Raw genomic sequence first — 16,966 nt, forward strand, 5'->3', positions numbered from 1 at the left:
ACGCAAAGTATGGGTGATTTCAGAGAGGTAGCGCATAGAATCAGCATCATACTGTGCAGTAGCTCATTCGATGCAGATAAGAAAAGTAACGCTTTCTTGTTTCCTACGCGGGGGATAAGCCCGATCAGGTTCTGCGGATCCCGTACTTAATTGTACGATCTCAGCCAAATGGCACTCCGACAAGTTGCCCTGAGTATACTCACTAAAAAACGGATGTAAACTCCCTACTTGCCGAAATGCGATAAAATCAAGTTAAGCGTCTTGCATAGCCAAGGCTAGTTTATAGAGATGATTTTTCTTTTCACCCGTAAGCTTAGCCGCCATCGCCGCCGCTTGTTTAACAGGTAAATCCTCGAGCAAAATCGATAAAACACGCTTCGCCTCTCGCTCAGATTCGTCATCTGCTTCTGGGACATAACTCAGCATTACCACAAACTCACCTTTTAGCTGATTTGCATCCGCATCAAATTTTGCCAAGATTTCCTCTGCCGTACCCGACAAAAAAGTCTCGAAAGTTTTGGTTACTTCTCGGGCCAATACCAATCTCGCGGTATCTCCATAGACCTTGGTGACATCGGCGATTGAGTCATAAATCCTATGGGTAGACTCATAAAAAACCACGGTGCCCGCTTGGCTCTTCCATGACTCATAGAGATCACAACGTGCTTTCGATTTTGCTGGCACAAAGCCTGCGAAAAAGAATTGGTCGGTCGGTAGGCCAGAGGCACACAAAGCGGCCACTAGCGCACAAGCACCCGGCACTGGTGTGACGGTTAAGCCTTGAGCTCGTAAATGTGCCACCAAATGATAACCAGGATCAGAAATCAGCGGCGTGCCGGCATCGGATACTAAGGCGACGTTTTTGCCATCCATTAATAAGCTGGCCACGTATTCTGCTTTGTCTTTTTCATTATGATCATGAAGCGAAAATAGTTTGGCATCGATGGCGAAGTGGTTAAGCAAGCGACGGCTGTGACGTGTATCCTCGGCACCAATATAGTCTACGTCGCGTAAGGTCTGCTCAGCACGTTTACTGAAGTCGTCAAGATTTCCTATAGGGGTTGCAACTATGTATAAGGTGCCTCTCACATCATCTGAACTATGTGCTAACATATTGCCTCTTTATCTCTTTTAGTATTTGTCGATTATGATCATCTTTACGCCGCGCATCATACCATTAACCTTATGTACTTTTCTGCTAAGTGCATGCGGATCTGTGAATTTAAATACGACTCCCAGCAGTCAAGTTACTTCTATCCAAACCACACAGGTACAACAAACAGCGACCCAACTTGAAAGTATTTACCACCCTAATGCGGCAAGCAAAACACCGCCAGCCATTAGCGAAGCCTTCCAATCAGCTCAGGTGGCGTATCACAATGGTAATTATCAACAAGCCTTGGCTTTACTTGAAAACGGCCCACTTAAAACCCAATCCAACCTAGAGTTTGACGCAAATTTATTAGCCGCTCTAAGTGCAGCTAAACTTGACGACAAAGCGCTCAGTTTTAGCTTTATCACCCAAGCTGAACAACTACCAGAAGTTAGCCATCCGGATAAGCACAACCAATTACAAGAAACCATCGCCACGGTGCTTGAGCATTTTGAGAACTGGATGGATGTGATTGATATACGCATGGCATTAAGCCGCCACTTGCCTTTAGATCAAGGCGATTACAATCAACAGCAATTATGGCTGGCCATTCAAAACTTAACGGAAAATGAAGTGGAGCAGCTTTATGCTCGACAAAATTTTGAGCTTGACGAGTGGTTGAACGTTAGTAGTATCTTACGCAATACCAATTTAACTCTAGATCAGCAGGTAGCAGCCTACCAAGAGTGGGCGGAGCAAAACCCCGAACATCCAGCAGCGCTTACACCGCCCCAAGACTTTCAAGTTCTAGCTTCCATGAATGAGCTAGAGCCTAAAAAAATTGTCTTATTGCTGCCCACGACCGGCCCACTAAAACAAGCCTCTAAAGCCATCAGTGATGGCTTCTTCTCTGCTTTCTATCATAAGCAAGATCAACGCCCAGAAGTCTTTATCGTTAACACCAATGCTTATGAAAATATCGAAGAGGCCCTAGAACAAGCCTATACCTTCACACCAGATGTAATCATTGGTCCTTTACAAAAAAATCATGTAGCAAGATTGAGTTATGTAGATTTACGCTACCCTGTCATAGCCCTTAACCAACTAGACATTAATCAGAAAAACCAAAATCTGTTTCATTTCTCTTTAAGTTCAGAAGACGACATTAAGCAATTGATGGTCTTTGCTAAGCAGCAAGGGGCAGAGAACGCAGCGATTTTAAGCACCCAAGATACTTGGGCATTAAAGCAAGCGGACGAATTTGCTCAAGCAGCTGAAAAAGAACACTTAACACTGCTGTCAAATCAAAGTTATGGCAGCACATCGAAAGAGCGTCAAAAAGCTGTACAGAAGCTACTATTGGTGGATGAAAGTTACCAAAGAAAGCAGCTCATTGAACGCTGGACGGGAGAACAGGTAGAAACCACCACTCGCTCACGCAAAGATCTGGACTATATTTTCTATGTGGGCAAGCTTAGTGATGCGAAGCAAATCCGCCCCTTGGTCGACTTCTACTTCGCTGATGCGATTCCTATGTTGTCTACCAATAGCTTAAACAACAATCCTCCTGCCGCGTCCGACAACACCAGTGATATCGAACGTATTTTATTTACCGAAATACCCGCTCTAACCACTAAGTCGGGGCAGACATCTAACTTGCCAAATCACCCGGGCTCAAACATTTTACGCCGCTTACAAGCTCTAGGCGCGGACGCTTTTTTATTAGCTAATCGCTATTCTTTGTTTACTCAACTGGCAAATACCAAGATGTCAGCCAATACTGGCATCATTAGTATGGACGATATGGGTATTTTCCATAAGCGCCCAGAAATCATGACTTACCGAAAAGGACGTTTGGTAAATGTGCAAGATTACGAATATTTTCCCCAGTACGAGCAAGCGCAAACAAGCCAAGAATAATGGCGAAAAAGCGGAGCAATTTGCACAACAATATTTAACGGAACAAGGGCTGACGTTTGTTGAAAACAATTTCTTTTGCAAGCTGGGCGAGATAGATCTTATTTTTCTGGATCATCAAACTTATGTATTTGTGGAAGTGCGCTATCGTACCAAAATGGCTCATGGCAGTGCCGCAGAAAGCTTAAACGCTAATAAATTGGCTAAAATCACCAAAAGCGCCACCTTTTGGCTGCAAAAAAACAACAAGTTAGCTAACCCCTGCCGCTTTGATGCGGTATTATTTGATCATAAAATTGACCGACAACATTTAACCTGGCTAAAAGCAGTACTTTAACCATTATGGATTTTCAAGAAGCAATATATACTCAGTTCGCCCACAGTTTTGAAGCCCAACAACAAGCTTTAGAAAGTCTTCCTCCCTATATTGAGCACGCTGCTAGAGTCATCTTCACCAGCATTGCTGGCGGTGGCAAGGTGGTTTGTATCGGTAATAGTACTGGCTCACACCTGTCCCAATACTTTAGCACTTTGATGTTGGATAGATTAGACCGCGAGCGTCCCGGCTTGCCTGCTATCAATCTAAATGGCGATGGCGCAGCACTACTCTCTATCGGCCATAATGACAGCTATCATGACGTGTTCTCCAAGCAGATAACCGCCATAGGTAATGCGGGTGATGTGTTATTTGTTATCGCTAACCGAGGCAACACCTCACCGATTATTCAGGCAATACAAGCTGCTCACGAGCGTAAAATGAGCATCGTGGCACTGACAAGCCCAGAAGCCAAAAATGTTTCCTCGCTTACGTCTCGAGACGATACAGAGATCAAGATCAATCTGCTGGGCACAGCACGTGTACATGAATGTCAGTTAACGGTGATACACACCCTAGTCGATTTATTAGAGCGTCAATTATTCGGTTACGAAGACTAAAAAAAGGCCCTCTAGAGGGCCTTTTTTGAATCATCATTTCTCAAGCTGAAACCACCACTACTTTACAACTTTTAGGGTGAAGCCTTTCTTAGGGGGTTGTGGATCCACTGGCTCAGGTGTTGGCTCAAACTCTTCTTCTGGGAAAACAAACCCATCACCATTTTCTTTAGCATACAAAGCGAGTGCAGCAGCAATAGGCACATAAACCTGCATAGGCTTACCACCAAAACGCGCCTCAAAAGACACCGCCTCTTTATCCATAATCAGATGTCGAACCGCCGACATACTAACGTTCAATACAATTTGTCCATCCTTAACAAACTCCATGGGCAACACCGCCTGTTCGTGTGTTGCATCCACTAACAAATATGGTGTCATGTCATTGTCCGACACCCATGAATAGGCAGCGCTTAATAAATAGGATCTTTTGGCTAGCATATGAATAACTCACCTTCTCTTATAGCAAAAAAAGGAGCCAAGGCTCCTTTTACACACCTTTAACAAGGTATCAATGATATTAATCTAAGCGCATTTCTTCTTCTGCTTCAGAAAGACTTTCCTGGAAAGACTCACGAGCAAATACAAGATCCATGTATTTGTATAGCGAAGCAGCTTGTTCTTTAGGGATATCCACACCTAGAACAGGCAGGCGCCATAAGATTGGCGCAAGGCAACAGTCAACGATTGTGAACTCATCGCTCATGAAGTAAGGCTTTTCTTCAAAAATCGGTGAAACATTGATTAGGCTTTCACGTAATTCTTTCTGAGCTTGAGCAACCGCTTCTTTGTCTTTGCTGCTCAAGATTAGGTCGACTAGGTCAGCCCAATCACGCTGAATACGGTACATGTAAAGACGGCTTTCAGCACGCGCTACAGGGTAAACAGGAAGCAATGGTGGATGAGGGAAACGCTCATCAAGGTATTCCATCATTACGTTTGGCTCGTAAAGTACCAAATCGCGGTCAACCAATGCTGGCAACTCGTTGTACGGATTAACATCAGCCAATTCCGCTGGCTTATTAAACGGATCCACATCAATGATATCAACGGTCACTGCTTTTTCAGCCAAAACTATACGAACTCTGTGGCTGTAGTGATCTTCCCCGTCTGAGAAAAAAGTCATTGAGGAGCGCTTTGCAATAACACCCATGTCTAACCCCTATTTTAAAAACATCTAATACCTCATAAATGAGGCAAACTATAAAATGACGCCATAGCAATGGCCATCACCACTTTTAAGACTTTACACCAAAATCTATACGGTTACTGCTGCATCCTACAGCATCACCAAATCATGGTTTTAGGCGCAACCATCACGCTGGAACAAATTTGACGTCATTCTAACATATTTTCGCGTTAATTATCGGCTTGATTACATGCTTAAAAGCAGCTCATTGAGCCTATGCTGTTAACAACAAAAAAAACGCCTGGTGAAACACACCAAGCGTTTTAATAGTAACCCAAAAACGAATATTAACGTTTTGAGAACTGAGGACGACGACGTGCTTTGCGTAGACCAACTTTCTTACGTTCAACTTCACGCGAGTCACGAGTAACGAAACCTGCAGAACGTAGAGTACGACGTAGAGTCTCATCGTATTGCATCAATGCGCGTGTGATACCGTGACGGATCGCACCAGCTTGACCAGAGATACCACCACCTTTAACAGTGATGTAAACGTCAAATTTTTCAGTAGCGTCAACAAGTTCAAGAGGCTGACGAACAACCATTTGAGCCGTTTCACGACCGAAGTACTGAGAAAGTGTACGGTTATTGATAACTAGGTTACCAGAACCGGCTTTAAGGAAAACACGAGCGGTAGACGTTTTACGACGACCTGTACCGTAGTATTGAGTAGCTGACATAATGTTCTTCCGTATTAAATGTTAAGTTCTTGTGGCTGTTGAGCAGCATGTGGATGCTCAGTTCCAGCGTACACTTTCATTTTCTTGTGCATTGCACGGCCCAAAGGACCTTTTGGCAACATACCTTTAACGGCAAGTTCAAGAACACGCTCAGGAGCGTGATCAATCAGCTTCTCGAAATTCATAGAACGCAAGCCGCCTGGGTAACCAGTGTGGCGGTAGTATTGTTTTGCGGCTGCTTTGTTACCAGAAACGTGAATTTTCTCAGCGTTAACAACAACGATGTAATCACCAGTGTCAACGTGTGGAGTGTATTCAGCTTTATGCTTACCGCGTAGACGGCGTGCAATTTCGGTAGCCAAACGACCTAAAGTTTTGCCTTCAGCATCAACCACGAACCAGTCGCGGCGTACTTCAGCAGGTTTTGCTGTAAAAGTTTTCATCAAAAAACCCTATCAATACGCATGTAATTCAACATGCCATACCTATTATTATTGGTTATTAATGCATAAGACATTAATAACGTGCACTTACCTTCAAAAAGGCGAGCGAATTATACTGCACAACAGCAATAAAATAAAGCCCTAGCCAGATTTATGGTCGATGTTCTAAAGACAAATATTCTTCGGATTGCATTTCCAACAAACGACTCACTGTTCGGTCGTATTCAAAGGCCAAACGTGTGCCTGTATAGATATCTGGAATGGCGACTTCTGCTGAAAAAATCACCTTCACATGGCGGTCATAAAATTCGTCCACCAAGTTAATGAAACGCCTTGCCAAGTCATCTCTTGGCGCATCCATTTGCGGTAGATTGGAGATAATCACCGTCGTGTATAAACGCGCTATTTCAATATAATCCACCTGACTTCTTGGGCCATCACATAAAGCTTGAATATCAAACCAAGCCAAACTCTCACAACTGCGTAGCAAAGGGATTTTGCGACCTTCAATCTCAACTGCACCACCTTCTACTACATGAGAGGCATCCGAAATAAGACTCATAAAGCGTTCGTTAAGGGCTTTATCGGCGTCTTCATTTAATGGGTAATGGTAAAGCTTGGCTTGTTTAAGAGTACGCAAACGATAATCCACACCACCATCCACATTCATGACCTTGGTATATTTGTTCACCAAGTCGATAGCTGGCAAAAAGCGCGCTCGCTGCAAACCATTTTTATACAAACCATCAGGCTCAATGTTCGATGTTGCCACCAGAGTCGTGCCGTTTTTAAACAATTCTTCAAGCAGACCCGCCAAGATCATCGCATCTGTAATATCGGTGACAAAAAACTCATCAAAACATAACACTTGAGCCTTGTCTGAAATTTGCTTGCCGACAATTTCCAGAGGATTTTTTACATCATTTAGTTTACGTAACTCTTGGTGCACCATCTGCATGAAGCGGTGAAAGTGTAATCGTAATTTTTTCTCTGTCGGTAAGCAGTCAAAAAAAGTATCCATGAGATAGGTTTTACCACGACCCACACCGCCCCAGAAATACAAGCCAATCTCAACACTAGGTTGCTTCTTTTTACGAAATCGGGAAAAAAGCCCTGTTGATGGCGCCTCTTGCTGATTGGTGACCAATCGATCGAACAAATCCTGCAAAGCTTGTACTGCTTCTTCTTGTGCCGGATCGTAATTGAAGTCATCTCTTTCTAAGTCTTGTTTATAACGGCTAATTGGTGTCATCATTACTCTTTAAGATAATAAAATGAATTGGGAACATTCTAACAAATTGCTACTTAAACAACACCCACCACGCTATGATCCAAGATAATAAATCGGCTATAATGGCCTATCGTTTTTGGGAGTAAATTATGAACTTGGAAGAATTTAACATCATTATTTTTGTTACCGGCGCAATACTAGGCTGCATTGCAACTTTGGCGATAAAAAGTGCCACATCAAAAAACGCCAACAAACTCAGCGCCTCCAGCAGCTCTGCCGCAACTATTCAATCCCTGCAACAAGACCTTGATAAGAAACAAGTTATCATTGACGATTTCATAGCGGACAGCAGCAAGCAATTGCAAGCCACTGAAAAGCACTTACAAGCTTTACGCAAGGCGCTAGCAAGTGGTGCCAGCCAAGTGAGCAACGTAAGCATTGCAGAAACCGCAACACAAGCGCCTAGCCCTGAGTCCGAAGTCATAACAGATACTGCACCACCACGAGACTATGCCTTAAAGAGTGACAGTGACGAAGGCATGCTGAGTGAAAAATTCGGTTTAGATGGCAACTCGGATAAAGAGTTTGAACCAAAACGCGCTGTTTAACCTAACGAGATCTTCATAAAAAAGGGAGCCTTAGCTCCCTTTTTTATTGCCTATCAGGCAGGGCTATCAATATCGATAAACGCTGCGTCTAATGCATACTCATCACGCAAAAATTTAGCTATCGATTGAGCCCCAAAACGCTCCGTCGCATGATGACCTGCCGCAATAAAATGAATCCCCATCTCTCTTGCTAAATGTATGGTCTGCTCCGACACCTCACCGGTGATAAAAACATCTGCATCTGCCGCGATAGCTTGGTCAATATACCCCTGAGCCCCGCCCGTACAGAGAGCAACGCGCTTAATCATCTTTGGTCCCGCTCGCTCAAACAAGACATTGCGTGAGACTGCCTGCTCAACTAAAGCTCGAAAATCATCCATTGATAACGCCGAGGCCAACTCCCCGACTATTCCGATTGACTGCTCAATAGGTAAGTTTGATTGAAGTGGCTGGCACTCATAAACCCCTAAAGCATTCGCTAACCCTGCATTGTTCCCCAACATTGGGTGCGCATCTAATGGCAGATGGTAACCATATAAATTAATGTCATTTTTGATAAGCGCTGAGACGCGACGGTATTTCATGCCGATTATCTGCGGTGCCTCGCCCTTCCAAAAATAACCATGGTGAACAAAAATGGCGTCTGCTTGATACTCAATAGCGGCATCAATAAGTGCCTGGCAAGCCGTAACACCTGTAACAACACGCTTAATTTCGTTTTTTCCTTCCACCTGCAAACCATTGGGCGCATAATCTTTAAATAGGCTAGGACTTAACGTTTGATTAAGTATTTTTTCAAATTCACTACGTAACACAAATACCCCTTATGACTCAAAAAACACACTGGCTAACGCTTATTATCGCTATTCTTTGCGGCGCTTGTATAGGCCTAGCTATTCTCCTAATTCAAACCCTACAATCTTCAAGAGTGGACAACTATGCTCTGTCTGTGAAAAAAGCAGCTCCGGCTGTTGTTAGCATTTACACTCGAATTCTTGAGCGCAATGACTTTAGTAAAAGTAGTAATACCACTCATAACCTTAACCTTGGTTCGGGCGTTATTATAACCAAACAGGGCTTTATCCTCACCAATCACCATGTGGTGCAAAATGCTAAAAGCATCATAGTAAGACTTAATGACGGCCGAAGATTTAGTGCCAACATCATAGGCTCTGACCCGTTCACCGACCTAGCAATATTAAAAATCCCCACTGAAAATTTGCCTCATATTCAAATCGGCAGCAGCCAACAAGTTAATGTAGGAGATCGCATTCTTGCCATAGGCAACCCTTTTGATATCGGCCAAACAGTGACCGCCGGTATTATTAGCGCAAAAGGAAGAAATAGTATTGGTCTCAACACCTACGAGAATTTCTTACAAACAGATGCTGCCATCAACCCGGGCAATTCAGGAGGCGCCTTAGTCAATCTAAAAGGCCAACTTATTGGTATTAGCTCAGCCATCTACTCGAGCACTAACGGCTCACAAGGCATTGGCTTTGCTACGCCGATAGACGATGCCATGGCGGTAATGAAAGAGATTGTGGAAACGGGACAAGTGGTACGAGGGTACCTTGGTATGGACGCCCAAAAGATCACTACACAACTTTCTGAAAGCCTGATCTCTATGACTCAACACGGGTTACTGGTCAGCAAAGTAAGTGCGAACAGCCCAGCAGAAAAAGCCGGTATTGAGGTTGGAGATATTATTATGAAGATAAATGATATGGAAAGCAGTGATCCACACAAGGTGAAAAATTTAATTGCCTCGTACAAGCCCGGCACGACCATCTCGGTGCTAGGCACAAGGGGCAACCAATCTTACAAGGCGGATATTACGCTAGAGAAACAACCTATGATCAAACACCTAGCCCAGTATTAGGGCTAGTTTTCCACCAATTGCTTAAGGCGAACAAGACTGGTTTCAAAGTTCTTGCCCGCAATATTGTTTGCCAATAAAGCAATATATGGCCCCAGCAGACCAGCATTTAATTCACCTTCGATGACCCAACGCAATGCCGTGACACCACCGCTTTGTTGCAAATAAAGCTGATTTTCTACGAGAGCCACTCCAGGCTTTGGCAAGACTTCGAAGGTAACTAGCTCTGGAGCCACCTCAAGCAAAGTCAGTTGACCTTGCTCAGCGGTATTTAGATAGGAAATAACCGCACTTTGTTGTGTTGCCAACGTGCCATTTTGTGGTTCTATCTGCCCATTCTCAATATACATCCAATTTGAAAGCTGTTGACCTTGCAGCATAACCTCAAGCACAGCCTCCGCTGGAGCAGAAATTTCAATACTTCTTTCGACTCGGTATTGAGAAGGCAGAAAAAAACCGACCGCTACCAGCAATAGAATTGCCACCGCTAAAAATCGCGTGACTTTCCTAAGCTGGTATAAGGCTTGAGGGTGCGACTTACTCACCCCCATTAACCTTGCTGTCTAAAATACGGTATTCCGCTGACATAGCGTGAGCCTCTAAAGACTCTCCACGCGCTAAAGGTGAAGCAATTTTGGCTAAATCACTGGCACCCTGAGGGGAGCAGTTGATCAGTGAGCTACGCTTTTGAAAATCATACACACCCAATGGAGAGGAAAAGCGTGCTGTACCAGACGTCGGTAACACGTGGTTAGGACCAGCACAGTAATCCCCTAGCGCTTCTGGCGTATGTCTTCCCATAAAGATGGCACCCGCGTGGCGAATTTTCTCCACCCATTTTTCAGGCTCATCAATAGACAACTCAAGGTGCTCCGCCGCTACCAAGTTAGCAATCTCTATCGCTTCATCCATGTCTTTCACATGAATAAAGGCACCACGCCCCTCCAAAGACACCTTGATGATCTGCTGTCGGCTTTGCGCTTCGATCAAACGCTCCATTGAAGCCTTAACCTGCTGGATATAATCCGCATCTGGTGAGATCAAGATAGATTGTGCGTCTTCATCATGCTCTGCTTGAGAGAACAGATCCATGGCAATCCAATCTGGATTTGTTTTGCCATCACATACCACAAGGATTTCGGATGGCCCAGCTATCATATCAATACCAACCGCACCGAAAACCTGACGCTTCGCGGTCGCCACATAGATATTGCCTGGGCCAACAATCTTGTCGACCTTAGGAACTGTTTCAGTACCATAAGCCAATGCCGCAACTGCTTGAGCACCACCAATAGTAAAAACACGATCCACACCCGCAATATGCGCTGCAGCTAGAACGATGTCATTCACAAATCCATCTGGGGTGGGTACAACCATGATAATCTCGCCGACACCCGCTACTTTAGCAGGCATCACGTTCATCAATACTGATGAGGGATAAGCTGCTTTTCCGCCCGGCACATAAACACCAACACGATCTAGCGGTGTTACTTTTTGACCAAGCACTGTGCCACTGTCTTCTTGATACTGCCAAGAGGGTTGTTTTTGACGCTCATGGTAATCATGAACGCGCGCAGCGGCTGCCTCTAAACTGGCCACCAACTCTGCGCTAATACGTTGTTTAGCTTGCGACATCTCGTCACGGGAAATTTCAAGTTCGCTGGCATCAGCAATCTGACGACGATCAAAGCGGTTAGTAAATTCAATAACGGCTTTATCGCCTTCTTTACGCACCTGATTTACGATATTAAAAACCGCTTCTTGAACGCCTGCATCGGATACAGAGTCCCAAGCCAGCAATGCTTCTAATTCTTCACGAAAACCTGCTTGAGTAGAGGAAAACTCACGAATATTAAGTTTCAATTAAGCCTCCTCATTATTATCTACAGCAGTACGTAACATTTCGATAATAGGTTCTATCTGAGCATACTTGGTTTTATAAGCCGCTTTGTTAACCACCAAACGGGTACTGATTGGTGCAATTAACTCACGGGCTTCAAGGCCATTGGCTTTAAGAGTGTTACCTGTATCAACGATGTCTACTATCAAATCAGCCAATCCCATGATAGGCGCTAATTCCATCGCGCCATACAACTTGATCACATCTGCTTGAATGCCTTGCTCAGCAAAATACGCTTTTGCGGTTTTAGAGAATTTAGAAGCCACTTTCAAACGACGATTTGGCAGTGCTTGCCCCACGACCCCTGCCGTCATTAAACGACATTTGGATATTTTCAAATCCAACAATTCATACAGGTTTTTCGTGTTGGCTTCCATTAATACGTCTTTACCAGACACACCAAAGTCAGCAATACCATGCTCAACATAAGTAGGCACATCTGTGGCGCGCAAAATAACCAGCTTAATATGTTCATGATTGGTATCAAAAATCAGCTTGCGGCTTTTATGAATGTCTTCCGCTGGAACAATATTGGCTTTTTCTAACAAGGGCAATGTTTCGCCCAAAATACGCCCTTTTGATAGGGCAATCGTTAATGTATTACTCATTTAATTTAACACCCGTGAAATTTTAGCCCCTAATGATCCGAACTTCTCTTCAATACATTCGTAACCACGGTCAATATGATAAATCCTGTCAATCTTGGTATCACCCTCTGCCACCAAGGCAGAAAGCACCAAACTTGCAGAAGCACGTAAATCTGTTGCCATTACAGGGGCCCCTTTTAGAGCATCGCAACCTCGAACAATGGCCGTATTACCCGCCACCTCGATGTCAGCGCCCATGCGCAACATTTCATTCACATGCATAAAACGGTTTTCAAAAATATTTTCAATGACTCGACCCACACCCGTCGCGACAGCATTCAAAGCCACAAACTGAGCCTGCATGTCGGTTGGGAAGGCTGGATACGGTGCGGTACTGATGTTGACCGCCTGAGGTCGACGACCTTCCATATCCACTTCGATCCAATCTTCGCCGCAAGTTACCTTGGCACCCGCCTCTTCAAGCTTCGCCAGTACCGCTTCAAGCGATTTCACATCTGTATCGATTACTTTTACCTTGCCACCAGTGATGGCTGCCGCTACTAGGAAAGTACCTGTTTCGATACGATCTGGCATTACTGGATAAGTTGCGCCATGCAGTTTTTCGACACCTTCGATATAAATTGTGTCCGTACCATGGCCGGTAATTTTTGCACCCATGGCAATCAAGCATTCAGCAAGATCAACCACTTCAGGTTCACGGGCGGCATTTTCTAGAACGGTTTGCCCTTCCGCTAAAGTTGCAGCCATTAATAAGTTTTCTGTGCCGGTTACGGTCACTTTATCGAAGAAGATGCGCGCGCCTTTTAGACGACCATCTACGCTGGCGATAATGTCACCACCTTCTACTACGATATTTGCACCCATAGCTTCAAGACCACGCAAATGCAGATCCACCGGTCGACTACCGATTGCGCAGCCACCAGGAAGAGATACAATGGCTTTACCAAAATGGCTAACCAATGGGCCAAGTACCAAAATAGAAGCACGCATGGTTTTCACCAACTCATAAGGCGCTTCGCTATTATTCAAAGTTGACACGTCCAGTTGAACGCTCATTTTTTCGTCAACCACAACACCACATCCCATTGAGCCAAGCAGCTCCAACATGGTGGTAATGTCGTGCAAATGAGGTAGGTTTTGGATAGTAATTAAATCTTTCGTTAACAAGGTCGCTGCAAGTATTGGTAAGGCAGCATTTTTAGCGCCAGACGCACGCACCACGCCATTAAGTTTGACACCACCGGTGATAAGGAGCTTATCCATAATATTGTTCTCTTATAATTGCTTTTTATAGCTGGCTGTATTGGGATGGTGTATAAGTTTTCATGGTTACGGCATGAATGGCGCCACTGGCGATCGCCTCTTGTAGATGAGCATAAACAAGCTGTTGTCTCTTCACAGTCATTAGCCCTTCAAACTCTCTAGACACTACGACTACTTGGAAATTACAACCTTCGCCTTCTGCAATAACTTGACAATCCTTAAGGGCCGTTTCCAATAGCTGCTTTACTTCGTTTGCGTTCACAGTCGCTCCAACATAAATTTTTTCTTAATTACTATTATTCTACCTCAGTCGGCGCAACTACTTAACACCTGATCGAAAAACTGGGCATAAAAAAGCTTTGTTTTACATAAATTTGAAGGATTGTTGAACGTTTTCTCCCCTAATAATAAAAAATCCGAGCCCCGTTGCTGGGATTCGGATTTTTCGTTGAAGATTTGGATAAATAACACCAGATTATTTTGACAAGGAATCTCGCCAAGCATCAATAGCTGCATCAATATTGTTTCTGTTTTGCTGCATCATAACCGCAAACTGCTTGCGAAACGTTAGTCCGAAGTTAATATTGTTAATCACAATATTATCAAGTAACCAATCTCCCGCTTTATTTTCATCCATAAAGAAAGAAATATTCAGCAAGCCTGCAGATTCTAGCTGAAAGGTCACATCAACCTTTACTGGTTGCCCTTCTCTCTGAGGCCCTAACGGCAGCACATTAATTTTATCTGGGTCTAAATCCAACAAAGATGAGCCGTATGTTTTTAACAGTGTCGCTTTGGTTTCTTGTGAAAAGCGCTCCAGCTGTGCAGGTGTGGCACGACGATAATATTTGCCCATTACTTTACGAGAAAAACGATTAAAGTCGACCGCATGCACCAATATCTTTTCAACCCTTGCGTACAACAACTCTGGGTCTTTGGCCAAAACATCTCGATCCGCAACAATGTCAGTGCGAAACGCATCGACCACTTGAATTACTTTTTCTCTGGCTGCCTCCGCTTCTGCCCAAGCTGCGGCACTCATGATAAGCGAAAAAGACAAAAGCAATTTACCCAGCACTTTAAACATAACCTATTCCTCCGAATCGCCAGAATTGAACAAAAACTGGCTAATTAGGGTTTCTAATACTAAAGCAGACTGAGTATCATAAATCTCCCCGCCGCCTGTTAGTACGTCTTCATCCGCCCCAATGGTGATACCAAGGTATTTTTCCCCTAATAAACCACTGGTTAAGATAGCCACAGAACTATCCGTCGGAATATTGTCCACATCAGAACGAATATTCATAGTTACCAGTGCCATATAGAGTTCTTTATCAAAAGTAATGGATTCCACATCCCCCACAGTAACCCCAGCAATACTCACCTTTGCGCGATTAGAAAGTCCTGCAATATCATCAAACCGCGCCACGACTTGATAGGTGTCCTTGTTATTTGAAAAACCCAAACCACTGACCTGTACCGCCAAATAAACAAAAGCAGCCAAACCCAATACAATAAAACTTCCTACCAACAATTCAGTGTGTTTACTTCTCATTTTAAAAATCTCCAAACATAGCCGCCGTCAAGACAAAATCCAACGCCAAAATAGCCAATGACCCTAGCACCACAGTGCGCGTGGTTGCCTTGCCAATCCCTTCCGATGTGGGTACGCATTCATACCCTTGATAAACGGCGATCCAAGTGACCGCAATAGCGAAACAAACCGCTTTAATTAGGCCGTTAACAATATCTGTATCAAAATACACAGACTGCTGCATCAAGGACCAAAAAGCCCCATCATGGACACCCAACCAAGCCACAGACACCATCAACCCACCGATGATACCCACTGCAGAAAAAATCAAACTTAAAATTGGCATACAAATCACACCAGCAATAAAACGCGGCGCGATGACTCGTCGAAGAGGATCCACCCCCATCATTTCATAGCTAGACAATTGCTCTGTTGCTTTCATCAAGCCAATTTCAGCGGTTAAAGACGAACCTGCCCGCCCAGCAAACAGCAACGCCGTTACCACAGGCCCAAGTTCTCGCAACAATGACAAAGCTAACAGCTGACCCACCGCATCTTCGGAGCCGAATTTGGCCAATATGCTATAGCCCTGTAGCGACAACACCATGCCAATAAAAGCCCCCGACACGACCACAATTACGAGAGACAACACACCGACAGAATAGAGTTGCTTAATTAATAGATTAATGGCTTCAGGCAACCTCACTGGCAAACGAAAGACGCTTTGAAAAATAAAGATACCGGCCTTACCAACTGCTTCCAGCCAATTTAACGCACTAGCACCAAGCCCGATCACCTTGTTCATTGAGCACCTCCTAATGACTTAGTGTCATCGGCACTTACCTCTGGATAATGAAAAGGCACTGGGCCATCCGGCTCCCCTTTTAGGAACTGCTGAACCCTTGGGTCGTCCGAATCCAAAATCTGAGCAGGGCTGCCTTCGGCGACAACGCGCCCACCGGCAAGGATACAAACATGATCAGCAATCGATAGTGACTCTGCCACATCATGAGACACCAAGACCGAGGTAATATCCCCCTGCTCATTTAATTGTCTTATTAGTTCTACCAACACCCCTTTAGAGATAGGGTCTTGACCAGTAAATGGCTCATCGTACATTACTAAGGCAGGATCCAGAGCGATAGCACGAGCCAATGCCACACGACGCGCCATCCCACCAGAAAGTTCAGCTGGCATTAAAGCTGCGGCCCCTTTTAAACCGACGCTGTGTAATTTTTCCAATACTCGCACCTGGATTTCATCGACGCTGAGTTTCGTGTGCTCCTCTAAAGGAAAAGCAACGTTTTCAAATACAGACATGTCACTAAACAGAGCGCCACTTTGAAATAACATGCCCATTTTTTTTCTAAGCTCATATAAGTTGAATCGAGATAAGGTATGCACCTCTTTACCATCCACCCTAATGCACCCTTTATCTGGCGCCAACTGCGCCGCGATTAGGCGTAACAATGTGGTTTTCCCCGTCCCACTCGGCCCCATTACGGCCGTAATTTTACCCCGCGGGATTTGCAAACTTACATCATCGTAGATAATTCTATCGGCACGAGAAAACTGCAACCCTTGCACTTCTATATACGCATCCATTTTAGACACACCCTAGATCCATGACTATTAGTGTCGGAGATATTATCACTGCCCTATCATAAATCCTATAAAACCAAGCAAGA

General features: G+C 44.4%; 21 protein-coding genes and 1 riboswitch. Of the genes, 5 read left to right on the forward strand and 16 right to left on the reverse strand.

Annotated elements, in window-relative coordinates; all coding sequences use genetic code 11:
• Positions 1 to 83: 83 nt before the first annotated feature.
• Positions 84 to 189, reverse strand: a riboswitch (TPP riboswitch).
• 63 nt (positions 190 to 252) lie between these two features.
• The gene (gene rsmI, locus ABJF92_RS06970) at positions 253 to 1,113 is read right to left on the reverse strand and encodes a 16S rRNA (cytidine(1402)-2'-O)-methyltransferase (RefSeq protein ID WP_446815086.1); all 861 of its coding nucleotides are present in this window, start codon (positions 1,111 to 1,113) and stop codon (positions 253 to 255) included.
• A 103-nt stretch (positions 1,114 to 1,216) separates the two neighbouring features.
• On the opposite strand from rsmI, the gene ABJF92_RS06975 reads away from it, so the two are divergent.
• Genes ABJF92_RS06975 through ABJF92_RS06985 form a run of 3 tightly spaced genes read left to right on the forward strand, consistent with a single transcriptional unit; the run spans position 1,217 to position 3,946 of the window.
• Complete coding sequence (locus ABJF92_RS06975) at positions 1,217 to 3,013, forward strand: penicillin-binding protein activator (RefSeq protein WP_446815087.1); 1,797 nt, start codon at positions 1,217 to 1,219, stop codon at positions 3,011 to 3,013.
• On the forward strand, positions 2,955 to 3,347 hold the full coding sequence (locus ABJF92_RS06980; RefSeq protein WP_446815088.1) for a YraN family protein: 393 nt from the start codon (positions 2,955 to 2,957) through the stop codon (positions 3,345 to 3,347). Before ABJF92_RS06975 ends, ABJF92_RS06980 begins: the two co-directional genes overlap by 59 nt.
• Before the next feature lie 5 nt (positions 3,348 to 3,352).
• Positions 3,353 to 3,946, forward strand: a complete 594-nt coding sequence (locus ABJF92_RS06985; RefSeq protein WP_445976945.1) for an SIS domain-containing protein — start codon at positions 3,353 to 3,355, stop codon at positions 3,944 to 3,946.
• 57 nt (positions 3,947 to 4,003) lie between these two features.
• On the opposite strand, the gene ABJF92_RS06990 is transcribed toward ABJF92_RS06985, so the two are convergent.
• The 5 genes from ABJF92_RS06990 to zapE all read right to left on the reverse strand — a co-directional run bounded on the left by ABJF92_RS06990 (position 4,004) and on the right by zapE (position 7,507).
• Positions 4,004 to 4,384, reverse strand: a complete 381-nt coding sequence (locus tag ABJF92_RS06990) for a ClpXP protease specificity-enhancing factor (RefSeq protein WP_446815089.1) — start codon at positions 4,382 to 4,384, stop codon at positions 4,004 to 4,006.
• A gap of 79 nt (positions 4,385 to 4,463) precedes the next feature.
• Positions 4,464 to 5,096 carry a glutathione S-transferase N-terminal domain-containing protein gene (locus tag ABJF92_RS06995; protein ID WP_445976943.1) on the reverse strand — a complete coding sequence of 211 codons (633 nt, stop codon included), beginning with the start codon at positions 5,094 to 5,096 and terminating at the stop codon, positions 4,464 to 4,466.
• A 323-nt stretch (positions 5,097 to 5,419) separates the two neighbouring features.
• Positions 5,420 to 5,812, reverse strand: coding sequence for a 30S ribosomal protein S9 (rpsI, locus tag ABJF92_RS07000; RefSeq protein ID WP_036159384.1), 393 nt, complete (start codon positions 5,810 to 5,812; stop codon positions 5,420 to 5,422).
• Between the two features lie 14 nt (positions 5,813 to 5,826).
• Entirely contained in the window at positions 5,827 to 6,255 is a 429-nt protein-coding gene (gene rplM / locus ABJF92_RS07005) for a 50S ribosomal protein L13 (protein ID WP_445976942.1), read from the reverse strand.
• Positions 6,256 to 6,406: 151 nt separating this feature from the next.
• The gene (zapE, locus tag ABJF92_RS07010) at positions 6,407 to 7,507 is read right to left on the reverse strand and encodes a cell division protein ZapE (RefSeq protein ID WP_446815090.1); all 1,101 of its coding nucleotides are present in this window, start codon (positions 7,505 to 7,507) and stop codon (positions 6,407 to 6,409) included.
• Between the two features lie 128 nt (positions 7,508 to 7,635).
• On the opposite strand from zapE, the gene ABJF92_RS07015 reads away from it, so the two are divergent.
• On the forward strand, positions 7,636 to 8,094 hold the full coding sequence (locus tag ABJF92_RS07015) for a ZapG family protein (RefSeq protein ID WP_446815091.1): 459 nt from the start codon (positions 7,636 to 7,638) through the stop codon (positions 8,092 to 8,094).
• Between the two features lie 53 nt (positions 8,095 to 8,147).
• On the opposite strand, the gene ABJF92_RS07020 is transcribed toward ABJF92_RS07015, so the two are convergent.
• Entirely contained in the window at positions 8,148 to 8,909 is a 762-nt protein-coding gene (locus tag ABJF92_RS07020; protein WP_446815092.1) for a Nif3-like dinuclear metal center hexameric protein, read from the reverse strand.
• An 11-nt stretch (positions 8,910 to 8,920) separates the two neighbouring features.
• On the opposite strand from ABJF92_RS07020, the gene ABJF92_RS07025 reads away from it, so the two are divergent.
• Positions 8,921 to 9,976, forward strand: coding sequence for a S1C family serine protease (locus tag ABJF92_RS07025; protein ID WP_446815093.1), 1,056 nt, complete (start codon positions 8,921 to 8,923; stop codon positions 9,974 to 9,976).
• A gap of 2 nt (positions 9,977 to 9,978) precedes the next feature.
• Here the strand turns inward: ABJF92_RS07025 and ABJF92_RS07030 are convergent, their stop codons facing one another.
• The 9 genes from ABJF92_RS07030 to ABJF92_RS07070 form a co-directional block, all read right to left on the reverse strand.
• Complete coding sequence (locus ABJF92_RS07030) at positions 9,979 to 10,524, reverse strand: SRPBCC family protein (protein WP_446815094.1); 546 nt, start codon at positions 10,522 to 10,524, stop codon at positions 9,979 to 9,981.
• On the reverse strand, positions 10,511 to 11,836 hold the full coding sequence (gene hisD, locus ABJF92_RS07035; protein WP_446815095.1) for a histidinol dehydrogenase: 1,326 nt from the start codon (positions 11,834 to 11,836) through the stop codon (positions 10,511 to 10,513). The genes ABJF92_RS07030 and hisD overlap by 14 nt, the downstream gene beginning before the upstream one ends.
• Positions 11,837 to 12,481 carry an ATP phosphoribosyltransferase gene (gene hisG, locus ABJF92_RS07040; protein WP_446815096.1) on the reverse strand — a complete coding sequence of 215 codons (645 nt, stop codon included), beginning with the start codon at positions 12,479 to 12,481 and terminating at the stop codon, positions 11,837 to 11,839. It abuts the gene before it with no gap.
• Positions 12,482 to 13,744 (reverse strand): UDP-N-acetylglucosamine 1-carboxyvinyltransferase, encoded by a 1,263-nt coding sequence (murA, locus tag ABJF92_RS07045; RefSeq protein ID WP_446815097.1) that lies wholly within the window; start codon positions 13,742 to 13,744, stop codon positions 12,482 to 12,484.
• Positions 13,745 to 13,769: 25 nt separating this feature from the next.
• The gene (locus tag ABJF92_RS07050) at positions 13,770 to 14,006 is read right to left on the reverse strand and encodes a BolA family protein (RefSeq protein WP_446815098.1); all 237 of its coding nucleotides are present in this window, start codon (positions 14,004 to 14,006) and stop codon (positions 13,770 to 13,772) included.
• Between the two features lie 213 nt (positions 14,007 to 14,219).
• Complete coding sequence (locus ABJF92_RS07055; RefSeq protein ID WP_446815099.1) at positions 14,220 to 14,831, reverse strand: MlaC/ttg2D family ABC transporter substrate-binding protein; 612 nt, start codon at positions 14,829 to 14,831, stop codon at positions 14,220 to 14,222.
• A gap of 3 nt (positions 14,832 to 14,834) precedes the next feature.
• Positions 14,835 to 15,299: an outer membrane lipid asymmetry maintenance protein MlaD gene (gene mlaD, locus ABJF92_RS07060; RefSeq protein ID WP_446815100.1), complete on the reverse strand. Its 465-nt coding sequence runs from the start codon at positions 15,297 to 15,299 to the stop codon at positions 14,835 to 14,837.
• Between the two features lies 1 nt (position 15,300).
• Positions 15,301 to 16,083 carry a lipid asymmetry maintenance ABC transporter permease subunit MlaE gene (mlaE, locus tag ABJF92_RS07065; protein WP_446815101.1) on the reverse strand — a complete coding sequence of 261 codons (783 nt, stop codon included), beginning with the start codon at positions 16,081 to 16,083 and terminating at the stop codon, positions 15,301 to 15,303.
• Positions 16,080 to 16,883 (reverse strand): ABC transporter ATP-binding protein, encoded by an 804-nt coding sequence (locus ABJF92_RS07070; protein ID WP_446815102.1) that lies wholly within the window; start codon positions 16,881 to 16,883, stop codon positions 16,080 to 16,082. Before ABJF92_RS07070 ends, mlaE begins: the two co-directional genes overlap by 4 nt.
• Positions 16,884 to 16,966 lie beyond the last annotated feature (83 nt).

The organism is Marinomonas sp., assembly GCF_039940335.1.
In the GTDB taxonomy this organism is placed as follows: domain Bacteria; phylum Pseudomonadota; class Gammaproteobacteria; order Pseudomonadales; family Marinomonadaceae; genus Marinomonas.